Source organism: Streptomyces sp. NPDC058246, assembly GCF_042881985.1.
Taxonomy (GTDB): Bacteria; Actinomycetota; Actinomycetes; order Streptomycetales; family Streptomycetaceae; genus Streptomyces.
Genome location: NZ_JBHVWZ010000003.1, coordinates 134,361 through 156,917, shown reverse-complemented (window position 1 = coordinate 156,917; position 22,557 = coordinate 134,361). Strand labels below are relative to the sequence as shown.

Genomic DNA, 22,557 nt, shown 5'->3' with positions numbered 1-22,557 from the left:
CGCCAAGATCGTCGATTGGAGTCGAAAGGGAACCGAGGAGCAAAGGGACTGGTACGTGTCGGTGCCTATCGCCGGACCTCGCACAGGTTCTAAAATCTCGCGCGGGGAGGCCGCTGCATGTCTGGAGCTCGTACGCCGGTCGGGCCAACCGAGAGGGGGGCCGCGAAGCAGACCGTCACGATCAGCTTCGCCGGTTTCAACCGGGCCTGGGCGGCCTGGATCGGGGACCGTCTGGAGCGGCGTGGCCATCGCGTCGTGTACCAGCGCTGGGATTCCCCGGCCGAAGTACCGCTCGTGGACCTGCTGCGCGACCTGAAGCTCGCCCAGGGCCGGATCCTGATCGTCGTCAGTGAGTGGTACTTCCAGCTGGGCCCGCGCACCCACGACGAGTGGAACACCGCGCTGCGCGAGGTCGTCGGCCCCGACCCGGCGCGTTTCGCGGCCGTCTCGGTCACCACGGCCCAGGTACCCAGCGCCGCCGCGGTGCTCGCCGCGGTCGAGCTGACCAACATGGGCGCCGACGAGGCCGAACGGCGTGTGCTGGACCGCCTCGACCTGCCCGCCGAACCCCTGCCGGAGTCGACCGAGGGCGTCCGCCTCGGCCCCCGCTTCCCGGCGTCGATGCCCGAGGTCTGGGGCGGCGTGCCCCGCCGCAACACCCGCTTCACCGGCCGCGAACCGCTCCTGAACGACGCCTACCACCTGTTGCAGGGCGCCGAGCCGGGCGCGGGCGTGGTCACCCTGCACGGCATGTCGGGCGTCGGCAAGACGCAACTGGCGGCCGAGTACGTGTACCGGTTCGGTTCCGAATACGACGTCGTGTGGTGGGTCAACGCCGAGAAACGGGTCAACTACCGGCGCCGACTGGCCGAACTCGCCCCGCAGTTGGGCCTGTCCACGGGCGCCGAGTACGGCGAGCGCATCCGTGCCGTGCGCGAGGCGTTGCGGCGCGGCGACCCGTACGCCCGCTGGCTGCTGATCCTGGACGGCGCGGACGAGCCGGACCAGATCTGGGACCTGGTGCCCACCGGCCCCGGCCACGTCCTGATCACCTCCCGCAACCCCGAGTGGAGCGAGCACAACAGCAAACTGCTGGAAGTGCCGGTGTACGACCGCGACGAGTCGGTCGCCTTCATCCGCCGCCGGGCGCCCCGCCTCAACGAGCCCGAGGCCGACCAACTCGCCGAGGCCCTGGAAGACCTGCCCCTGCTGCTCGACCAGACGGCCGGCTGGCTCAACGACTCCGACCTCTCCGTCGAGCAGTACATCGCCCTGCTGGAGGGCGGCATCGACCAGGACGTCGTCAAGATCTCCAGCGACTTCCCGGTCGCCTTCCAGACCGCCTGGTCGATACTGCTGAACAAACTCCGCGACACCGTCCCGGAATCCGTCGACCTGCTCCGCCTGTGCACCTTCTTCGCGCCCGGCTTCATCCCCGTACGCCTCCTGAAGGAGATGCCGCACGACGAACTGCCCGAACAGATCGCCGGCCTCCTGAACGACCCGCTGCTGTGGAACAAGGCGATCAACCAGCTCCGCCAGTACTCCGTCGTCCGCCTGGAGTCCCACGAGACGGCCACCGACGAGACCGTGTCCTCGGGTGAGTCCCTCTACCTCCACCGCATGGTCCACCAGATCGTCCACAAGGACATGCCGGACGAGGACCGCCGGGAGTTCATCGACGTGGTCCGCCGGGCGCTGGCGGCGGCCGATCCCCGGCGGCCCACGGACACCCGGCTGTGGAGCGGTTACGCGGAGATCGTTCCGCACCTGAAGTACGCGGACGTCCTGAAGAGCAAGGACCCGGCGGTGCAGACGCTGGTCTTCAACTGCCTGCGCTACATGTACATTTCGGGCGAGTACCGCTCGGGCATCAAGCTCGGCGAACGCGCACTGAAGGCCTGGCGGGCGCTGCTCGGCGAGAACCACCCCAGGATCTGGGAACTGACCCACCACTACGCCAACCTGCTGCGCGCGGTCGGCGACTACCAACGCACCGAGACCATCGAGCGGGCCGCGGTGGAGCATTTGCGGGAACAGCGTGGTGAGCAGGATCTGGACTATTCGCGCGCGGTCGGTGGACTCGCCGCCGATCTGCGCGGCCTCGCCCGCTACGACGAGGCGCTGGATCGCTCCCGGCAACTCGTCGTGACCTACCGCGACCTCCTCGGCGAACAGGACTCGCGCACGCTGGGAGCCCAGAACAACCTTGCGGTGTCGCTGCGGCTGCTCGGCCGCTACGAGGAGGCACTGGACATCGACCGGCGGACTCTGGAGTCACGCAGACTGCTGCTGCGGGCACGGCATCCGTGGGCGCTGAGTTCCGAGTGGTCCTACGCGACGGATCTGCGTCTCCTCGGCCGCTACACCGAGGCCGAGTCGATCCAGGCCAGGAACGTGCGTGAGCACCGTCTCGTCATGGGGGCCGACGCGCCGCAGACCCTGGAGGCCGAACACAACCTGGCCCTGTGCCACTACCGCAGCGGAGACCGCGCCGCGGCGGGCACGCTGCTCGCCCGGGTGCTGGAGCGCTGTGAGCGCGTCCTGGGGGAGACCGACCCGCAGACCCTGAGGTTCGCCGCCACCACCAGCTGTTTCACGCGTGAGCACGGCGACATCGACCAGGCGCGGGAGCTCGGCGAATCCGTCGTCGCCCGCTACGAGGTGATGCTCGCCGAGGGACACCCCTTCATCGCCGGTGTCCGCGCCAACCACGCCCTGGTGCTGCGCAGTGTCGGCGAACGGGACCAGGCCCACGTGGTCATCGAACAGGCGCTGGCCGACATGACCGCGGCGGTCGGGGAGAACCACCCCTGGACGCTGGGCTGCGCCATCAACGCCGCCGCCCTGCGCAACCTCGTCGGCGACCCGGAGTCGGCCGCCGCGCTCAGCCAGGAGTCGGTCACCCGGGCCACCGAGACCCTCGGCCGCACCCACCCGCTGACGCTCTCCGCCCGCATCGCCCTCGCCGCCGACCTACGGGCCGTCCGGGACCGCCGCCAGGCCGAGAAGACGGAACAGGAAGCCCTCTCCGACCTGGACGCCACGCTGGGCCCCCGGCACGTCCACACCATCTCGGCCCGCTCCCGCAACCGTCCCTACTGGGACTTCGAACCCCTGTCGACCTGATCCCCGGGACGCCCGCCCCGGTGCGCATAACCCTCCGCGCGCCGGGGAATGACCCAGGTCTCTCTCAACAGCCGTGCAGGACAAGAGAGTTGAACCAGGGGGACGCGTGGTGATCTTAGTGGGGCCTGCCCCGGAGGGGGCGGACGGACCCATCCCGGTCGAAGTCGACACGGACCTGGATCCGACCGTCCCCGACGGCCTGGACCTCGTCTACGGAGACGAGAACACCAGGGAAGGAGCCGCCCGACGTGTCGTCGAGGTCGCCCGCGACGCCTACACCGACGGACTGGACCTGGCGCGCCGGTGCGCCGCACAGGCCGTACGGCGGTTCGAGGAGCTGGAAGAGGGCCTGAGGCCCGACGAGATCGAGATGCAGCTCTCCATCAAGGTCGACGCGGGAGTGGCGGCGCTGGTCAAGAGCGGGGCCGAGGCCCAGCTCCAGATCACCTTCCGCTGGCAGACCTCCGGCACTTCGGACGCGGCCGGGAGCGCGCCCGGAGCCGCCTCGTGAGCCGCACACCGCAGGGGGCGTGGATCCTCCCGTACAGCCGTGTCGTGGGACAGGACGATCTGAAGCTGGCCCTGGAGCTCAACCATGTGGCGCCCCGCATCGGGGGCGTCCTCATCGCGGGGCAGCGCGGCACGGCCAAGTCCACGATCGTCCGCGCCTTCGCCCTGATGATGTACGGGGAGTTGCCGGTCACCCTGCCCATCAACGCGACCGACGACCGTGTCGTCGGAGGCTGGCAGCTCGACGCCCTGATGCGCGGACAGACCCGCAAACAGCCCGGGCTCCTGGAGGAGGCGGACGACAAGGGCCTGCTCTACGTCGACGAGGTGAACCTTCTCGACGACCACGTCGTCAACATCATTCTCGACGTCGCCTCGACCGGCGTGCTGTCCGTGCAGCGTGAGGGGCTCGCCAGCGCCAAGCAGCTCTCCTTCGGACTCGTCGGCACCATGAACCCCGAAGAGGGCGGACTGCGGCCACAGCTGCTCGACCGGTTCGGGCTCATGGTCACCGCCGCGGACCTGGACACCGACGCCCGCCACCGCATGATCCGTACCGTCCTCGCCTTCGAGGAGGAGCGGACCCGGGACACGTCCGAGTGGCTGGACGAGGCCGAACGGCACAACGCCGCCGTCCGTGACCGTCTCCAAGCCGCCCGCGAGCGCTTCTCGCAGGTCGAGGTCCCCGACGGCGTGCTGCGCCGGTGCGCCGAAGCGGCCGGGCAGCTCGACGCCGTCGGACAGCGTGGCGAGATCGTCGCCACCCAGGCCGCCCGCGCCCTCGCCGCCCTGGACGGCGTCCCCCGGGTCGAGCAGCGCCATCTTCTCCGGGCCCTGCCCCTCGCGCTGCGCCATCGCAGGCCCGAGGCGGCACACGGCGGGACGTTCGATTGGGGACCCGACGACCATGCCCGGATCAAGGACCTCTTCGACGCGGGTTGAGCCGGCCTCATGACCGACGCGACCCCGGACCCCGAACCGCTCGACGACGCACGGCGGTTGGAGCGCGCCTTCCGGTGCGCGGCTCTCGACCCGGCCCTCGCCGGGGTGCTCCTCTTCGACCTGGAGCCACGCCTGATCGAATCCGTCTCCCGGCTCTTCGCGGCGGTCCTCGGTGGCCCGGCAGGCCCGCCCGCCGTCCGGATCCCGCTCGGCGCGGCCACCCGCGAGGAGGAGCTGTGGAGCAGCTCACGACTCGAACAGCACCGGGACGGGCTCGCGTTCACCGTCGAACCCGGCCCCCTCGTCGACCGTGCGGGGCCACCGCCCCTGGCCGTCGTCGCGGACCTGGCGAATCTCAGCGTCGCCGGGATGCGGGCGGCCGTGCAGCTCCTCGGCGCCGACGTCCTCTCCGTCGAACAGCCGGGACTGCGCCTTGTGCACCACCGGCCACGGGGCCGATGGCTCGCGGTGTGCCGCTCCGAGGACGCGGGGCGGGTGACCCCGCACCTCCTGGACCGGTTCGCGGTCCGGCTCGCCGTGCCCGGGCTGCGTACGGTCCCCGAGGAGCTCCTCGTCGGGCCGCCGCTGCCCGACGGCACGTTCGCCACCACCACGTACGAGGCCGTCACCCGTGTCCAGCAGATCCTCGGGCCCGGAGCGGACCCGCGCAGAAGCCTGGCCCTCGCGCGGCTCGCGCGGGCGCTCGCCACCCTCGCCGGGCAGCGGGAGGTGACGGTCCGGCACTGCGAGGAGGCGGCGCGGCTCATCGGACTGCGCGTGACCGATCCGGCGCCGCCCCCCGACCGTGCGGACGGCGAGCCGCCCGCCCTCTCGCCCCCTCCGCCGCCGCGCCCCGGCGACACCGGCCGCGGCGGGGGCCGGCCCGCCAAGCGGCGCCGCACGGAGGAGGAGCTGCCGCTGCTCGCCTCCGGGCCCGCCGAAGGCGTCGGCCCCGCGCCGGGAGCCACCCTCGGCATGCCGTACCCGGAGGACGAGGCCGTGGCCCTGCGCGAGTTCATGCCGCTGCGCAACCCCTGGCAGCGGCGCTCCGGGCCCGCCTCGGCGCGCGGAACCGTCGTGGGCACCCGGCGGGCCCGCGACCTGCGGGACATCGCGATCGTCCGCACCGTGCGGGAAGCAGCCGTGCACCAACGGGTCCGGGGCAACACGGAGTTCGCCGTCGCACCCGTCGACCTGCACAGCAATATCCGCGCACCCGCCCCCGAGCGCCTGCTCACCCTCCTCCTCGACCACACGTGCCGCGGCGACTGGGACTGGCAGGACGCCCTCACCCCGTTTCTCCAATGGGCCTACACCGCGCGGGCCGCCGTCCATGTCATCGCGGTCGGCGGCGCCGACGCGGCGGACGAATTGCGGTCCGAGTCGTTCGGCGCGCGCAGTGTGCTCGATCCACGTGTCCTCGCCGCCCTGTACCGGCCCAAGGGGCGGGCCACACCGCTCGCCCACGGCATCGAACAGGCAGGACAGGTGCTGCGGCAGGCGTTCCGCAGGCAGGGCAGCGCCCTCGCGGAGGCCTGGCTGGTCGTGGTGACCGACGGACGGGGCAACATTCCGCTGCGGGCCAGCCACACCGGCCGTCTGCACGGACCCGTGGCCGCGCAGGGCATCGAGGACGGCCTCACCGCGGCCGCTTCGATCGCCGCCCTGGACCGCGGCAGGCTGCACGTGGCGGTTGTCGACGCGGCCCGAAGGCCGTACGGGGACCTGCCGTTCGCGCTCGCCGAGACGCTCGGCGCCACCGTCGTCGAGGGACGGGACGGCCATGGGGGGTGAGGCGCAGTACGGCGCCCGGTGGCTGTCCGGGACAGGACCCATGGTGCGCCGGGCGTCGCTGCCCGGCCTGAAGGAGGCGGCCCGCCGCGCCCCCGCCTCGCTGCGCAACCTGCGACGGCCGCGCGAGGCCGCGTCCGGGGTCGGAGGCGCCGCCGCCCACCCGTATCAGCGTCTCCAGGACGGCGACGCCCTGTTGTACGTCGTCCGTGCCCAGGACAGCGCGGGGCACGACGCCTACCGGGTGACCGGCTGGTGCGGCGACCTCAAGGTCCGCAGCGCGGCCGAGTCCCCGCGCCTGCGCGCTCCGGGGGTCGGACTCGGCAATGCCCGCCGTGACGGCGAGTACCCCGCCGACATCCTGCACGGCATCCATCTGTGGTCGCGCAACCAGCGTGAACTCGGCTCCTGGTTCAACGACATCCGAGCCAGGCACGGCGCCGCCCTGCGGCTCCTCGTGTGGGACGACACGGGCTACGAACTCCCCTGGGAGCTCTTCCTGCTGCCCGCCGACGCCGCGCGCGGCTTCCACGAAGCCTGGCTGGGCGCGCAGGTCGTGACGGCCCGGTGGACGACCGTGCACGACAGCGGCCACGACCTGCCGCGCGGGACGACGGACTGCCGGGGGCGGGTGCTCGGCTACCTCCACCACGAAATGGCCGACGACGGGCGGGTCTTCCACCCCTACGCCCACCAACTTCACGCCAAAATGACGGCGTTCCTCCAGGACCTCGACACCCCTGGCGAGCCCACCGGCCTCGTCTACATGGGCTGCCACGGCACCTACGGCGACAGCGTCCCGCGCCTCACCCTCGGTAACCGCACCTGGGCCGAACTGGACGGCCAGGCCATGGACACCCTGCGCACCGACCGCTCCCTGGTGTGCCTCAATGCCTGCCACTCCGGGCGAGCCGTCCTCAACCGAGCTCAGGGAGAGCAGGCCCTGCGCGGCTTCGCCGAACTCTTCCTGCGAAAAGGGGCCGGCGGCTGCATCGTGACCGTGGGCCAGGTCGGCGACGAGGAGGCCCGCGCCCTGGTACGCGGTCTCGTCGAGCAGGTGGCCGAGCACCCGCACAGCCCCGTCACCCGGACCCTGCTGGCCTTCCGGGCCCGCGCGGCCGAGGAGTTCGGCGCGCCCTCCGCCGTCCCGCCGATCCGCGACGACGACGGCAAGGTCGACAAGCTGGGCCAGAAACGGGTCCTGAGGCTGCTGTACGCGTTCATGTTCCACTACTACGGTCACCCGCTGACCACGCTGCGGCTCGCGGCCCGGGAACCCCGCAACGCCGAGGAGGGGGGAACGCGATGACGTCCCCCGACGAACGCTTCGCGGCGGAGGCGGCCCCTGTGGCGGAGGAGGCACCCCTCTTCATCGAACCGGTCGTCGCCTGGCCGCACCGCGCCGAGACGGACTGCGACTATCTCGTCACGGTCGATCTGCGCGGACCGCTGGCGCCGGACGGTGGCGAGCCCGAATGGCCTTACCCCGACGAGGAGTTCACCTTCACCGTGGCCCTCGACGGCTCCCCGCACTTCGTCTGTACGGCCCTCGACGAACCCAGCGTCGTCCTGCACCGATTCGGCGGCACCTACGGCCCCGCCTCCTTCCGCGTCACCACGGGCACCATTTCCGGGCCCGCCGCGCTGTGGCTGACGGTCAGCAACCAGTGGGGGGTGCCCGTCCGAAAGGCCGAACTGCGCTCGGAGATCAGGGAACGGGAACCGGGGCGGGCACCGGCGGCGCAGCTCGCGGAGGTGGTACGGAGCCGGGCCTCGCTCCCCGCCCCGCCGAGGCCGCGACCGCCGGAGCCGCGTTCCACCCACGCGACCCCGCCGATGCCTGCCCCCGAGCGGGGTGACGGTCGGACCGCCACCGGTCAGACCGCCACCGGTCGGACCGCCACCGGTCGGACCGTCACCGGTCAGACCGTCACCATCAGCTTCGCCGGCCGCGACCGGGCCTGGGCGGCGTGGATCACGGACCGCCTGGAGCGGCGCGGCCGATCCGTCGCGCTGGTGCGCCGGGACCCGCCGAAGGACATCTCCGCGGGGGACCTGCTGCGCGACCTCCTCTCGGCGCCGGGCCCCGTACTCCTGGTCCTCAGCGAGGGGTACTTCCAGGTGGGTCCGCACAGCCACGACGACTGGAACGAGGGGCTGCGCGAGGTTGTCGTCCCTAACGCCGACCGCTTCGTGGCCGTCAGTATCACCTCGTCCCCCCTGCCGTCCGCGACCGTGGTCCTCCGGCCCGCCGATCTGTCCGGCCTGGACGCCGAGGAGGCCGAACGACGGCTGCTGCGCCGGCTCGGCCTGCCGACAGCGCCCCTGCCGGCGGACTCCGGCCGCTCACGTCCCCGCTTCCCGATGGACGCCCCCGAGGTATGGGGCGGGGTGCCGCGCCGCAACACCCGATTCACCGGCCGCGAAGCGCTGCTCGCACAGGTGGACCGGCTGCTCCATGGCACGGGACCCGGCATGGCCGCGCTGCGCGGCATGCCGGGCGTCGGCAAGACCCAGCTGGCCACCGAGTACGTATACCGGTTCGGGACCGCGTACGACGTCGTGTGGTGGGTCAGCGCCGATCAACGCGCCACCTACCGGGAGGGTCTCGCCCAACTGGCCCCGGCGCTGGGGCTGAGCACCGGCCAGGAGGTCAGCGAACGCATCCGCGCGGTGCACCTGGCGCTGCGCCGGGGCGTGCCGTACCGGCGCTGGCTGCTCGTCCTGGACGGCGCCGACGACCCGGAATTCGTCGCCGACGTGGTACCGAGCGGAACCGGCCATGTTCTGATCACGACCCGCAACGCCGACTGGGAGCGGCACGATGCCGCACTGCTCGAAGTCCCGCTCTACGAGCGTGCCGAATCCGTCGCCCTCATCCGCCGCCGCGCACCCCGCCTCACCGCAGCCGAGGCGGACCGACTGGCCGAGGCGCTGGGCGACCTGCCGCTCGCACTCGCTCAGACGGCCGCCTGGCTGAGCGACTCCGACATGTCCGTGGGCGAGTACATCGCCGAGCTGGAAAGCGGCGGCGAGTACGACGCGGTCACGGTCTCCGAGGACTTCCCGCTCAGCTTCCCCACCGCCTGGGCGATCCTGCTGAACAGGCTGCGCGAGACGGACCCCGAATCCGTCGACCTCCTCTGCCTGTGCACGTTCTTCTCGCCGGGCTCCATTCCCGTACGACTCCTCAGGAGCATGCCGGCGACCCCGCAACGGCCCGAATCCCTGAGCCGGTTGATGGGGCATCAGGAGTCGTGGGACAGGGCGCTCCAGCGGCTGGCGCAGTACTCGGTGATCCGCCTGGAATCCGGCGGGGCGGCCGTGTACCTGCACCGCATGGTGCACCAGATCGTCCGCCAGAACATCCCCGAGGACGACGCCCGGGAGTACGCCGCCGCGGCCCGCGCCGCGCTCGCCGCAGCCGCCCCGGGCAGGCCCGGCGACCCGGAGACATGGCCCGCCTACGCCGGGATCGTCCCGCACCTGGAGTACGCCGACGCGCTGCATGACACCGACCCGGCCGTGCAGAACCTCGTCCTCGACTGCCTGCGCCACCTCTACCTCGCCGGCGAGTACGGCACCGGCCTTCGCCTCGCCGAACAGACCATCCCCGTCTGGGAGGAGCTCCTCGACTCCGGCCATCCGGCCCTGTGGGACCTCGGACACCACTACGCCAACCTGCTGCGTGCGGTCGGCGACTACCGGCACAGCGAGGCCGTCAGCCGCGCCGCGGCCGAGCGGCACTCCGCCACCGGTCGCCGGGACCGCCGACGTCTGTACCTGCGCGCCGCGAGCGGCCTCGCCGCAGACCTGCGGGCGCTGGGCCGCTACCAGGAGGCCCACGGACTCTCGCAGGAGATCTACGACGCCTACGAGGAGCTCATGGGCGATGCGAACGACCCGGCTGTTCTCGCGGCGCGGAACAACCTGGCGATGTCGCTGCGGCTGCTCGGCGACTACCGGCGCGCACGGGACACGGACCGGACCGTCCTGCATGCCCGCGACCGTGTTCTGGGCTCCCGTCACCCGTGGACGCTGCTCTCCGAGATCCACTACGCGACCGATCTGCGCCTGCTCGGCCACCCGCGGGACGCCGCCTCGGTCCAGGCCGCCGGCGTGGCACGCCACCACACGCAGCTGGGCCCCGACCACCCGCAGACCCTGCACGCCGAGTACAACCTGGCCCTGTGCCGTTATCAGGCCGGGGAGTACCGGGAGGCATGGACCCGGTTCGCCTCGGTCCTGGAACGCGGCGAGAGGGTGGTCGGCGAGGACGACCCGCTGTGCCTGATGTTCGCCGCCTCCTACAGCTGTTTCGCGCGGGAGTACGGGGACCTCGACCGGGCGCGGGAGATCGGTGAGCCGATCGTCGCCCGTTACGAGCGCATGCTCGGCCGTGCCCACCCGTACGTCGCCGGCGTCCACGCCAACCAGGCCCTCGTCCTCCAGGCCGTCGGCGAACGGGACGAAGCCCGGTTCCTGGCCGACCGAGCACATGCCGACATGGAGCGGGCGGTGGGGCCCGGCCACCCCTGGGCGCTCGGCTGTGCTCTCAACGCCTCCGCCGCGGCTGCCCTCGCCGGTGATAGCGCGGCTGCTCTCGCGATGAGCCTGGACACGGCAGCCAGGGCCGAGGCCGACGAAGTCCTCGGTGCCGTACATCCGTTGACGCTGTCCGCCCGAATCGCCCTCGCCGCCGACCTCCGGGCCACCGGCGACCGCAGGGAGGCCGAGCGGCTGGAGGAGGCCGCCCTCGACGACCTGGTGGCGACGCTCGGCTCCGACCATCCCCGCACCCGCGCCGCCCGATCCCGTGAACGCCCCTACTGGGACTTCGAACCCCTCACGACCTGAACCCGAGCGGCCCCCCGCCCTCCCGCACACGCCGAAGGCCCGGCCCCTCAAAGGGGAACCGGGCCTCCGACGTCGTACAGGAGACTGTCGTACGCGACCGCCCGCCGAGACCTACGCCTCGAACACCTCCCGCACCAGCTGCTCCTGCTCCGCCTGGTGCCGCTTGGCGGAACCGACGGCGGGGGACGAGGAGTGCGGGCGCGAGATGCGGCGCAGGCGTTCGCCGTGGGGGACGTCGGCGCCGACCGCGAGGTCGAGGTGGTCGATCAGGTTGAGGGCGATGAAGGGCCAGGCGCCTTGGTTCGCCGGCTCTTCCTGGGCCCACAGGTACTTGTCGGCGTTCGGGTACTTGTTGACCTCCGCCTGGAGCTCGGCACCCGGCAGCGGGTACAGGCGCTCGATGCGGATGATCGCCGTGTCCGTGACGCCGCGCTTCTTCCGCTCGGCCTCCAGGTCGTAGTACAGCTTGCCGGCGCAGAAGACGACCTTGCGGACGGCGGCCGGGTCGACCGACTCGTCGCCGATGACCGGGCGGAACTCACCCGTCGTGAACTCCTCCGTCTTCGACGCGGCGGCCTTGAGGCGCAGCATCGACTTCGGGGTGAAGACCACCAGCGGCTTGTGGTGCGGGTTGTGCACCTGCCACCGCAGCAGGTGGAAGTAGTTCGACGGGAGCGTCGGCTGGGCGACCGTCATGTTGTTCTGCGCGCACAGCTGGAGGAAGCGCTCGATGCGGGCCGAGGAGTGGTCCGGGCCCTGGCCCTCGTAGCCGTGCGGGAGCAGGAGCGTGACGCCGGACGTCTGGCCCCACTTCTGCTCGGCCGCCGAGATGTACTCGTCGACGACGGTCTGCGCGCCGTTGACGAAGTCGCCGAACTGCGCCTCCCACATGACCAGCGCGTCCGGGCGGGCCAGCGAGTAGCCGTACTCGAAGCCCATGACCGCGTACTCGGAGAGCAGCGAGTCGTAGACGTTCAGGCGGGCCTGGTCGTCCGAGAGGTACTGGAGCGGGGTGAAGTCCTCGCCCGTGACCCGGTCGATCAGCACCGCGTGGCGCTGGCCGAAGGTGCCGCGGCGGGAGTCCTGGCCGGAGAGGCGGACAGGAGTGCCTTCGAGCAGCAGCGAGCCGACGGCGAGGGTCTCGCCCATGCCCCAGTCGATCGTGTCGTCCTCGATCATCGCCGCGCGGCGCTGCAGCTGGGGCAGCAGACGCGGGTGCACGGTGACGTGGTCGGGGATGTTGACCTGGGACTCGGCGATCCGCTTCACGACCTCCTGGGAGACCGCGGTGGGCACGGCGACCGGGAACTCGGCCTGCTCCTCCGGGGCGGGGGCCTCGGGGGCCTGCGAGACGGCCTCGCGGACCTCGGTGAAGACCTTCTCCAGCTGGCCCTGGAAGTCCTGGAGCGCCTGCTCGGCCTCTTCGAGGGTGATGTCGCCGCGGCCGATCAGGGACTCGGTGTAGAGCTTGCGCACCGAGCGCTTCTTGTCGATCAGGTCGTACATCAGCGGCTGCGTGAACGCCGGGTTGTCGGACTCGTTGTGTCCGCGGCGGCGGTAGCAGATCAGGTCGATGACGACGTCCTTGTTGAACGCCTGGCGGAACTCGAAGGCCAGGCGGGCGACGCGGACGACGGCCTCGGGGTCGTCGCCGTTCACGTGGAAGATCGGGGCCTCGATCATCCTCGCCACGTCCGTCGCGTACATCGACGAGCGGGAGGACTCCGGAGCCGCCGTGAAGCCGACCTGGTTGTTGATGACGATGTGGACCGTGCCGCCCGTGCGGTAGCCGCGCAGCTGCGACATGTTGAGCGTCTCGGCGACCACACCCTGGCCCGCGAAGGCCGCGTCACCGTGCAGGGCGACCGGCAGGACCGTGAAGTCCGTGCCGCCCTTGTTGATGATGTCCTGCTTGGCGCGGACGATGCCCTCGATGATCGGGTCGACCGTCTCCAGGTGGGACGGGTTGGCGGCCAGCGAGACCTTGATCTGCTCGCCGTCCAGGCCGGTGAAGGTGCCCTGGGCGCCCAGGTGGTACTTCACGTCGCCGGAGCCGTGCATCGACTTCGGGTCGAGGTTGCCCTCGAACTCGCGGAAGATCTGCGCGTACGACTTGCCGACGATGTTCGCGAGGACGTTCAGGCGGCCGCGGTGGGCCATGCCGATGACGACCTCGTCGAGACGGGACTCGGCGGCGCTGTCGATGACGGCGTCGAGCAGCGGGATGACCGACTCGCCGCCCTCCAGCGAGAAGCGCTTCTGGCCGACGTACTTCGTCTGCAGGAAGGTCTCGAAGGCCTCCGCCGCGTTCAGCCGGCGCAGGATGCGCAGCTGCTCCTCGCGCTCCGGCTTGGAGTGCGGGCGCTCCACACGGTCCTGGATCCACTTGCGCTGCTTCGGGTCCTGGATGTGCATGAACTCGATGCCGGTGGTGCGGCAGTACGAGTCGCGCAGCACGCCGAGGATGTCGCGCAGCTTCATCATCGACTTGCCGGAGAAGCCGCCGACCGCGAACTCGCGCTCCAGGTCCCACAGCGTGAGCCCGTGCTCGGTGATGTCCAGGTCGGGGTGCTTGCGCTGGCGGTACTCCAGCGGGTCGGTGTCGGCCATGACGTGGCCGCGGACCCGGTAGGAGTGGATCAGCTCGAAGACGCGGGCGGCCTTGGTGACGTCGTCGTCGTGGCTCGCGTCGATGTCCTTGAGCCAGCGGACCGGCTCGTACGGAATCCGCAGCGACTCGAAGATCTCGTCGAAGAAGCCGCTCTCGCCGAGGAGGAGGTTCGCCACGATCCGCAGGAACTCGCCGGAGGCGGCGCCCTGGATCACCCGGTGGTCGTAGGTCGACGTGAGCGTCATGACCTTCGAGATGCCGAGCTTGTTCAGGGTGTCCTGGGAGGTGCCCTGGAACTCCGCCGGGTAGTCCATGGAGCCGACGCCCATGATGACCGACTGGCCGGGCATCAGGCGGGGAACCGAGTGGACGGTGCCGAGGCCGCCGGGGTTGGTCAGCGAGACCGTGACACCGGAGAAGTCGTCCATCGTCAGCTTGCCGTCACGGGCGCGGCGGACGATGTCCTCGTAGGCCTGCCAGAACTCGAAGAAGTTCAGCGTCTCGGCCTTCTTGATGCCCGCGACGACCAGCTGGCGGTCGCCGTTGGGCTTCACCAGGTCGATGGCGAGGCCGAAGTTGATGTGCGGCGGCTTGACGAGGGTGGGCTTCCCGTCCTTCTCCGCGTAGTGCCAGTTCATCGAGGGCATGGCCTTGATGGCCTGCACCATCGCGTAGCCGATGAGGTGGGTGAAGGAGATCTTCCCGCCCCGGGCGCGCTTCAGGTGGTTGTTGATGACGATGCGGTTGTCGAAGAGCAGCTTCACCGGGACCGCGCGCACGGACGTGGCCGTGGGCAGCTCCAGGGAGGCGTTCATGTTCTTCGCGACCGCGGCGGCGGGGCCGCGCAGCGGGAAGAACTCGGGGCTCTCCGGGGACTCGGTGGCCGACGCGGCCTTCGGCTTGGCGGCGGCCGGAGCGGCCTTCGCGGGAGCCGGGGCGGCAGCGGGCTTCGCCGCGGGCGCGGCGGCCGGAGCGGGCGCCGCGGCGGCAGGAGCCGCAGGAGCCGCGGGAGCGGCCTGAGCCGGGGCTGCGGGCGCCGCGGGCGCGGCAGGGGCTGCTGGAGCGGCCTGGGCCGCCGTGGTGGTCTCTGCGGCCCCCGCGGCCGCAGTACCCGCCGGAGCCGAGGCGGCAGCCGCCCCCGGCTTGTAATCGGCGAAGAAGTCCCACCAGGCTCGGTCTACCGAATTCGGGTCCTGGAGGTACTGCTGATAGATCTCGTCGACGAGCCACTCATTGGGACCGAAGGCGGCGGCGGGGTTCTTCCCGGCTTGGTCCTCGGTCGAGATGCTCGAGTTACTGGGGGACTGTGGCGACACGGCGGCAACCGCCCTCTTCCGCTTCACAAGGTGATGGACAGCGGGAATAAAGGCTACGCCTCCCGCGCCGGGAAGGTCAGGTCGGGCCTGTCCAACGTCGCGCACATCACATCGGAAACCGTGTTTCGGCTGTGGAAATGGCGGGAAACAAGCGTGGTTTTGCATCGGGAGCGGCCGGAACGGGTATGCGCGGGCGGGGTCGCGGCACGACGCACGCGGCCCTCTGCCTGATCACACGTGTCCGTCAGTGGCGACACGCGTGGATCTTGTGGCTCCGGTTCGAACTTTACGTCAACTTGGCAGAGAGGGAAGCCCCGGAAGGGTGACCTGGATCCGGCAACCCCGCTGGGATTCGGCCACCGCGATCCGGCCGCCGTGCAGATCGACCGCCCAGCGCGCGATGGCCAGGCCCAGACCCGTACCGCCGTCGCTGCCCGGACCGTGCGGCGAGGGCACCCCGCCCCGGTTGAACCGCTCGAAGACCCGGTGCCACTCCGACTTCGGAATGCCGGGCCCCTCGTCCAGGACCTCCAGGGCCAGCGACTCCGGGTAGTCGCCCCGTCGCGCCTTCACCGTGACCCGGCCGTGCGGCGGGCTGTGCTTGACCGCGTTGTCGATGAGATTGGCGACGACCTGGTGGATCCGCTCCGGGTCCGCGTGCGCGGTCAGCTCCGGCGGGGACACGTCGAGGTGCAGATGGACGTCGGTGCGGGTGTGGCTGCCGGAGCCCGAGGCGATGCCCGCGCGCGCGGAGGCGACCATGTTGGCCTCCTTGAGCACCCCCGACAGGTACGGCCAGACCTCGAAACGACGCTTGCGCAGCGGTACGACGCCGTTGTCCAGCCTGGACAGGTCCAGGAGCGTCTCCACCAGCCGGCCGAGCCGCTCCGTCTGCTTCAGGGCCGTACGCATCGTCTCGGGGTCGGCGGCGGAGACGCCGTCCACGACGTTCTCCAGGACGGCGCGCAGGCCGGCGATGGGGGTGCGCAGCTCGTGCGACACATTCGCCACGAGTTCCTTGCGCTGGCGGTCCTGGGCCTCCAGCTCGTCGGCCATGAGGTTGATCGTCCCGGCCAGGTCGCCCAGTTCGTCGCGCCGGCTGTCGCTCACCCGGCGTGTGTAGTCGCCGTGCGAGATGGAGCGGGCCACCGCGTTCATCTCGCCCAGCGGGGCGGTGAGCGAATGCGCCACGAACTGCGTTATCAGGAGTGTCGCGATCATCGAGAAGACCGTGATGAAGCGCAGCTCGGTCTCGGTGCGCACCGCGATCATCAGCAGACCGGTGGTGATGAGGACCGAGACGACGACCAGGAAGCCGAGCTTCGTCTTGATCGAGAAGGGCCGGACGCCACCCCAGGGGCTCGCGCCGCGACGCTCCTCCCCGGAACCCCGTGAGCCGGTGCCGCGCTCTGCGGAGCCCCGCGAGCCGACGCCGCGCTCCGCGAATCCACGCCCGCCGACGCCGCGCTCCCCGAGCCCGCTCATCACATCAGCCCCCTCACGAAGGTGCCGTCCACGAAAGCTTCCAAGGCGCAGCTCACGAAGCTCCCGGCGAAGGCCCGGCACCGGCAGGCCCGGCTCAGGGAGTCGGGGTCTCCAGCGCGTAGCCCACACCGTGGACCGTACGGATCCGCTCCGCGCCGATCTTCCGGCGCAGCGCCTTGATATGGCTGTCCACGGTCCGGGTCCCGGACGCGTCCGCCCAGTCCCACACCTCGGCGAGCAGCTGCTCGCGCGAGAGTACGGCACGCGGGGTGTTCGCGAGGCAGACCAGCAGGTCGAATTCGGTGGGCGTCAGATGCACGTCCTCCGAGCGCACCCTCACCCGGCGCTGCGCGTGGTCGATCTCCAGCTCGCCGAGGCGCAGGATGCCGCTGCGCGGCGTCGAAGCGGCCACGACGGCGCGCTCGACCCGGCGCAGCAGGACGTGCACGCGGGCGGCCAGCTCGCGCATGGAGAACGGCTTCGTCATGTAGTCGTCGGCGCCGACGCCGAGCCCGACCAGCATGTCCGTCTCGTCGTCGCGGGCGGTGAGCATCAGCACCGGCACCGGGCGCTGGGCCTGCACGCGGCGGCAGACCTCCAGGCCGTCGAAACCGGGCAGCATGATGTCGAGGATCAGCAGGTCGGGCTGCCAGGCCTCGGCGGTGTCGACGGCGGCCGGACCGTCGCCCGCGGTTTGCACCAGGAATCCCTCCGCGCGCAGGCGGGCCGCGATGGCGTCGACGATCGTCGGGTCGTCCTCGACCACCAAGACCCGGCGCTGAGCGCCCGGCGTCGCGGCCGTGCCGTTCTGGGAGGTGTGTGTCTGCTCCATCGCCCGCCCCTGAGGTGTGCTTTCCGGAATCCGTGGGGTGATCCCATGACTGCCCTTGACGCTTGAATGATCTGCGTCAGGGAAGCAGGGTACGGGCAGGCACCGTGCCGCGGCTATCCAGGCCTCACCGCGAGGTGTACGACGTCCGGAACGCCCCGGGCAACCGGGATCTCTTCGGTACGCACCCGCTGGAACCCGGCATTCCACAAGGTTCCTTCAAATTCCGGAGAGGGCTGCGCGGACCACACCGCGAGCACCCCGCCGGGCCTCAACGCCCTTGCGCAGCTTGTCAGTCCGGCCATCGAGTAGAGGCCTTCATTGCTCTCGGTGACGGTCCAGCCGGGCCCGTTGTCGATGTCGAGACACAGCGCGTCGTACGTGGCGGATGTCTCATTGACGTGGGCGAGCAAGTCGGTTTCCACGATGTGGGTCCGCGGGTCCGCGAGGGCCGAAGCGGAGAGCTCGGCCAGGGGCCCGTCGCGGTGCCATCCGACGACGGCCGGCTCGCGCTCGACGACGGTGATGCGTCCCCAGCGCGGGTCGGCGGCGGCGTGCGCGAGTGAGAAACCGACGCCGAGGCCGCCGATCAGCACGCTCGGTGCCGGGCGCCCGTCCAGCGCGTCGTAGGCGGCGTCGACGAGCAGCCGCTCCGAGCGGCCGTCGGAGGTGTCCATCAGGAAGCACCCGTTGGCGATGATCTGGAGCAGCGCGCCGTGCCGCCGCAGCACGACCTCGCCGTACGGGCCTTCCCGGCGGTCGATGACCACGGGGGTGTCGTACGAAGCAGTCATGACCCCCATCCTGGCAGTTTCACCAGGACGGGTGGCCGAATTGATCCCTGGATGCCGTCCCGTTCAGCCCTGGAGCGCCACTCCGTGCCCGTACGGGAACACCGGGTCCTCCGTGTCGTCGGGCACGTCCGGCCGGGAGGCCGCCACCGCCGTCATGGAGCGCGGCAGTTCGAAGGGCAGGCGTCCCTCGGCCCGCGCCCGGCCGAAGGCGACCTCCAGCAGGGCGGCGTCCGAGGCGCCGTAGTCGGCGACCAGGGCGGCCGCCTTCGCGGCGATCTCGGGAGCACGGCGGGTCGCTCCAGATGGACGCACACCAGCGTGGGCGTGCTGTCGAGCAGCCGCAGGATCTCCTTCAACTCGTCCTCGGGGAAGGCGAGCGAACCGGAGTGGAAGAAGGACTCGAAGAGCCCGGGCCGCTCCTCGTACGGGGTCCGCAGCCGCAGCACGGCCAGATCCGCGTCGGCGGGGTCGGCGACCACGTTGCCGTACGCCGCGCCGCCCGCTCGCTGACGCCCCGCAGGTACAGATTCGGGCGGCCCTGGAGCGGAAGCAGGTCCTGGTTGGTCAAGACGGTGAGGGAGCGGCGCTGGGCGGCCTCGCCGAGCGCGGTGAACTCGCTCGCGCCGACGATCTCTTCGGCCCGGCCGGGGTCGACGCAGGGGTTCTCGAAGAGGCCGAGCACGAACTTCCCGCGCAGCAGCCGACGTACCGACGCGTCGATCCGCGCCTCGGTGATCCGGCCCGAGCGCACCAGTTCCACGATCACCTCGGGGCACTGCTCGCCGCCGAACTGGTCGCTGCCCGCGTCCAGTGCCTTCGCCGCCCGTTCGGCGACGGACAGGTGCTCGGCGCCCCAGGCGCGGGCCGGGAACAGCTCGCCGAGGACGGGCGCCTCGTTGAGCAGGCCCCCGTCGGTGCAGATGATGCCGTCGAAGCCGAGCCGGCCGCGCAGGAGGCCGGTGAGGACGTCGCGGTTGAAGCCGGAGCCGACCTCCTCCCAGTCGGTGCCGACCGGCTGTCCGTAGTACGGCATCATCTGCGAGCAGCCGGCCTCGATGGCCGCCTTGAACGGCGCGAGGTGGTAGTCGCGCATCCCGCCCGGGTAGACCTGTTCCTTGCCGTGCGCGAAATGCGGGTCCTCGCCGTCCTTCTGCGGGCCGCCGCCGGGGAAGTGCTTGACCATGGCGGCGACCGAGTCGGGGCCGAGCTTCGCGCCCTGGAGACCGCGTACGTACGCCCGCACCAGCTCGCTCGTGACATCGGCTGACGAGCCGAACGTGCCGCTCTGGCGGGACCAGCGCGGCTCGGTCGCGAGGTCGATCTGCGGGTGCAGGGCGACCCGGAAGCCGACCGCCAGATACTCGCGGCGGACCGTGTCGCCGAACCGCTCCACCAGCTCCGGGTCGCCGATCGCGGCCAGGCCGAGCGGTTCGGGCCAGGCCGAGAAGGCACCGGAGTCGAAGGAGGCGCCCGGGTTGTCGGTGAACGCGTGGATCGGGTCGGTGGAGAGGGTGACGGGGATGCCCAGACGGGTGCCCGCCGCGAGCTCCTGGATCCGGTTGACCCACTGGGCCATCTCCCGGACCCCGTACTGCCCGATGGTGTTGAAGTGGGTCAGCCCCTTGCCCTCGATCAGCTCGGGGGTGGCGGCGTGCACGAACGGGCCCTCGGTGGCGAAGGTGCCGTCGGCGTTCATGCCGAGCATGGAGTGGAAGAGCTGGCCCGCCTTCCCCTCCAGGGTCATGCGGGCGAGCAGGTCCTCGACGCGCTCGTCGACGGGGCGGTGCGGATCGCGGTACGTGGGAGTGGTCATCCCGGCTTCCTTGCTTCCTTTGTACGGGGGCTACCTGACCGAGCGGATGAACTGGACGGCGAACGCGCCCAGTACGGCGGCGACCGCGCCGAAGAGGAACAGCGCGCCGTAGTTGCCGCCGCCGCCGATAGCGAGGAACGCGGGGGCGACGATGGGCACCCGGCGCACGCGTACTTCACCCGGCGGTACGCGGACCTCGTCGAGCACATGTCCGGACCGCTGCGGCGTGCCGTCGAGGGCGGGGAGCTCAAGCCCGGCACCGACATCGTGGCCGTCGCGCAGGAGACCGCCGCCGTCATGGACGGACTCCAGGTCCAGTGGGTGCTCGATCCGCAGGGCTTCGACATGGTTGGACGCTTCCGGGCGTACGCCGACCGGCTGCTGCGCTCGATCACGGCCGAGGGGCGGGGTCTTCCCCCGGACGCGTGAAACACCTTGGAAGTTGCTGTGAATCGGCTCTCGCGTGGCGTCGGTCATAGACAGCGGCGCGTGGGGCACGAAGTGTGGGGCGCGACGGAAGGAGCGCCTCACCGTGGATCGGAGCACCACCGCGCGGGCTGACGCCACGCTCGCGGACCCGCAGCCGGGTGCGCCCTTGTTGGAGGGGATGCCGAGACAGCGGAGCGGCTCCGCGGCTGCGCCTCTTCCGGCCGGGGCGGTACTGGCTCCGGCCGGGGCCCCCGAACCGGGCGCGATGCCCGAGCCGGGCACCGTGCCTGTCGCCGGCCGGGGTGCCGCGAGCGGCTCAGGCTCCGGTGTTCTTGCCCTCGCCCTCCGCCACCTGCGTGTCCTGCGCCCCTGGCGGCTGTTCCCCAGTCCTGCCGGGACCCCCTTCACCTTCGGTTACGCGGCTGTCCTGGCCGTCACGTCGGTCATCGCCGAGCATGCCGATCCCTCGGTCGTGCACGCGCTGCACCAGGGCTCCAGCACGGATGTCGCACACCTCGTGCGGCACCCGGTGCTGGTGCTGATCGCCAGCGCGCTGTGGATCGCCGGCGGCATCACCTCGCCGTACGCGGTCGGGTTCCTCCTCGTCCTCACCGCGCTGGAGCGGCGGATAGGCGGCCTGCGGGCGGCCGGTGTCTTCCTGCTCGGCCATGTCGTCGCCACGCTGGCCACCGAGGTGCCCGTCGGCCTCTCGGTGCTGGCCGGGGACCTGCCCGACACTTCCCTGCACCGCCTCGACTACGGCATCAGCTTCGGCGTCGCCGCCAGCGTCGGCGCGCTCGCGGGACTGCTGACGCCCTGGCTGCGCTGGCCGCTGCTGGTCGGCTTCGGCACGATGCTCGTCGGCGACCTCCTCACCTTCACCGATCCGATGACCGACTGGGGGCACCTGATGTCCCTGGCGCTCGGGGTCTCGACCTGGCCGCTGGTGCGACGCCGGCAGGCGGCGCGCGGCGCATCCCGCGGCCGGCCGGGCCGGGCCGCCGCGAGTCGCCCGGCCGGCTCCGGCATGCCGAGTCGCTGCTCCTGAGTCCGGTCGCGTGCCCTGGCCGAGGCGTGGCGGCGGTCTGCGGCACGGCGTGGTCAGCTCCGGGACGGTGAGGCGGAGCCGGGCTGCTCGTAGGGCACGGGCCTGCCCGTGAACGCGTCGAGGAGCATGCGGTCGCCGACCGGGCGGTCGAGTTTCACCGTCACCTTCTCTATGCGCAGGTCCGCCGTACAGGGGCCGTCGGACACGCCGCGGATCGAGGCGGAGAACACCACGCTGCCCCCGGTCTCCAGCACGTCGACGGCCGGCCCGTCGTCACATGATCCGTGCCCGGCGCGCAGGGTGACCGTCCGGTTGTCGTCCGCCACCGTGGCCGGCCCGGCGAGCGGCCCCAACTCGTCCGTCTGCCGCGATACGGCCTTGACCGGGGGCGCGGGGAGTTTCGAGGGGGCGACCGCGACGCGCTTGAGCGGGGTGTCGTAGCCCTCGACCGTGAAGTGCCAGGCCGGGACCTTCGCCGGCCCCCGACTGGTCAGCAGGGTCATGTCGCCGAGCCGGGCACCGGTCACGGTGAGGGCGGGACCGGCGTTCCCGCGGTCGAGCTGCTCGTACGCCGCTCGCGCGGAGGTGAGCGAGTCGCCGCCCGGCCACCGGATCCTCGCCTTCTTCTGCGGCGCGTCGGGAAGAGACCCGCGCAGTTCGAAGTTCTGGGTGAGGTACGCGCGCTTGTCGGCGTCGTCGTGGAAGGCCCCTTCGGGCAGCTGAACGGGATCGCCGAGGGGGTGGTAGCCATCTCGCCACACCCGAGCCGCCTCGGATCCCTCCCAGGCGGCGGCGACCTGACGGGCGCGGCCCTGGTCGGCGCCGCGGCCGCTGTCACGGACCTTGCCGCCGCCCGGCGTCGTTCCGGCACCGCATGCGGTGGCCGCGACGGCGACCAGGCCGAGCACGACGAAGGGTTTGACGACGAAGGGTTTGACGGATCGAGCGGGTCGCATGGTGTGCCCCCCGGAGGCCGACGGTGAAGTGGCGTCGAATCCGACGC

16 protein-coding genes are annotated in these 22,557 nt (G+C 71.5%); 8 read left to right on the top strand and 8 right to left on the bottom strand.

The features are described from left to right. Positions 1-117: 117 nt before the first annotated feature. From fxsT (ACFVXA_RS05665) to fxsT (ACFVXA_RS05640), 6 genes are all read left to right on the top strand, one after another. Positions 118-3,129: an FxSxx-COOH system tetratricopeptide repeat protein gene (fxsT, locus tag ACFVXA_RS05665; RefSeq protein ID WP_390023926.1), complete on the top strand. Its 3,012-nt coding sequence runs from the start codon at positions 118-120 to the stop codon at positions 3,127-3,129. 106 nt (positions 3,130-3,235) lie between these two features. Further along, positions 3,236-3,640, top strand: a complete 405-nt coding sequence (locus tag ACFVXA_RS05660) for a CU044_2847 family protein (RefSeq protein ID WP_362027499.1) — start codon at positions 3,236-3,238, stop codon at positions 3,638-3,640. Next, positions 3,637-4,581, top strand: a complete 945-nt coding sequence (locus tag ACFVXA_RS05655; protein ID WP_389752013.1) for an AAA family ATPase — start codon at positions 3,637-3,639, stop codon at positions 4,579-4,581. The genes ACFVXA_RS05660 and ACFVXA_RS05655 overlap by 4 nt, the downstream gene beginning before the upstream one ends. Before the next feature lie 9 nt (positions 4,582-4,590). Further along, on the top strand, positions 4,591-6,375 hold the full coding sequence (locus tag ACFVXA_RS05650; RefSeq protein WP_389512463.1) for a magnesium chelatase: 1,785 nt from the start codon (positions 4,591-4,593) through the stop codon (positions 6,373-6,375). Further along, complete coding sequence (locus ACFVXA_RS05645) at positions 6,365-7,681, top strand: CHAT domain-containing protein (protein WP_390023924.1); 1,317 nt, start codon at positions 6,365-6,367, stop codon at positions 7,679-7,681. Before ACFVXA_RS05650 ends, ACFVXA_RS05645 begins: the two co-directional genes overlap by 11 nt. Next, the gene (gene fxsT, locus ACFVXA_RS05640; RefSeq protein ID WP_390023922.1) at positions 7,678-11,229 is read left to right on the top strand and encodes an FxSxx-COOH system tetratricopeptide repeat protein; all 3,552 of its coding nucleotides are present in this window, start codon (positions 7,678-7,680) and stop codon (positions 11,227-11,229) included. The genes ACFVXA_RS05645 and fxsT (ACFVXA_RS05640) overlap by 4 nt, the downstream gene beginning before the upstream one ends. A 111-nt stretch (positions 11,230-11,340) precedes the next feature. Here the strand turns inward: fxsT (ACFVXA_RS05640) and ACFVXA_RS05635 are convergent, their stop codons facing one another. From ACFVXA_RS05635 to ACFVXA_RS05605, 7 genes are all read right to left on the bottom strand, one after another. Further along, positions 11,341-15,156: a multifunctional oxoglutarate decarboxylase/oxoglutarate dehydrogenase thiamine pyrophosphate-binding subunit/dihydrolipoyllysine-residue succinyltransferase subunit gene (locus ACFVXA_RS05635; RefSeq protein WP_390023920.1), complete on the bottom strand. Its 3,816-nt coding sequence runs from the start codon at positions 15,154-15,156 to the stop codon at positions 11,341-11,343. 291 nt (positions 15,157-15,447) lie between these two features. Beyond that, positions 15,448-16,641 carry a HAMP domain-containing sensor histidine kinase gene (locus ACFVXA_RS05630; RefSeq protein WP_362024423.1) on the bottom strand — a complete coding sequence of 398 codons (1,194 nt, stop codon included), beginning with the start codon at positions 16,639-16,641 and terminating at the stop codon, positions 15,448-15,450. Positions 16,642-16,735: 94 nt separating this feature from the next. Next, positions 16,736-17,473 (bottom strand): response regulator transcription factor, encoded by a 738-nt coding sequence (locus ACFVXA_RS05625; protein ID WP_028802127.1) that lies wholly within the window; start codon positions 17,471-17,473, stop codon positions 16,736-16,738. Positions 17,474-17,586: 113 nt separating this feature from the next. Then, a complete protein-coding gene (locus ACFVXA_RS05620; protein WP_362024420.1) occupies positions 17,587-18,264 on the bottom strand; it encodes a spermidine synthase in 678 nt (225 codons plus the stop codon). A gap of 63 nt (positions 18,265-18,327) precedes the next feature. Further along, positions 18,328-18,576 (bottom strand): hypothetical protein, encoded by a 249-nt coding sequence (locus ACFVXA_RS05615; RefSeq protein WP_390023918.1) that lies wholly within the window; start codon positions 18,574-18,576, stop codon positions 18,328-18,330. A gap of 40 nt (positions 18,577-18,616) precedes the next feature. Beyond that, the gene (locus ACFVXA_RS05610) at positions 18,617-20,077 is read right to left on the bottom strand and encodes a glycoside hydrolase family 3 protein (RefSeq protein ID WP_390023916.1); all 1,461 of its coding nucleotides are present in this window, start codon (positions 20,075-20,077) and stop codon (positions 18,617-18,619) included. A 30-nt stretch (positions 20,078-20,107) separates the two neighbouring features. Continuing rightward, complete coding sequence (locus tag ACFVXA_RS05605; protein ID WP_389933493.1) at positions 20,108-20,245, bottom strand: hypothetical protein; 138 nt, start codon at positions 20,243-20,245, stop codon at positions 20,108-20,110. A gap of 39 nt (positions 20,246-20,284) precedes the next feature. On the opposite strand from ACFVXA_RS05605, the gene ACFVXA_RS05600 reads away from it, so the two are divergent. Both ACFVXA_RS05600 and ACFVXA_RS05595 read left to right on the top strand, forming a co-directional pair. Then, the gene (locus tag ACFVXA_RS05600) at positions 20,285-20,506 is read left to right on the top strand and encodes a TetR family transcriptional regulator C-terminal domain-containing protein (protein WP_383737684.1); all 222 of its coding nucleotides are present in this window, start codon (positions 20,285-20,287) and stop codon (positions 20,504-20,506) included. 103 nt (positions 20,507-20,609) lie between these two features. Beyond that, positions 20,610-21,554: a rhomboid-like protein gene (locus tag ACFVXA_RS05595; protein WP_383737687.1), complete on the top strand. Its 945-nt coding sequence runs from the start codon at positions 20,610-20,612 to the stop codon at positions 21,552-21,554. Between the two features lie 53 nt (positions 21,555-21,607). On the opposite strand, the gene ACFVXA_RS05590 is transcribed toward ACFVXA_RS05595, so the two are convergent. Further along, positions 21,608-22,510 (bottom strand): hypothetical protein, encoded by a 903-nt coding sequence (locus tag ACFVXA_RS05590; RefSeq protein ID WP_390023914.1) that lies wholly within the window; start codon positions 22,508-22,510, stop codon positions 21,608-21,610. Positions 22,511-22,557 lie beyond the last annotated feature (47 nt).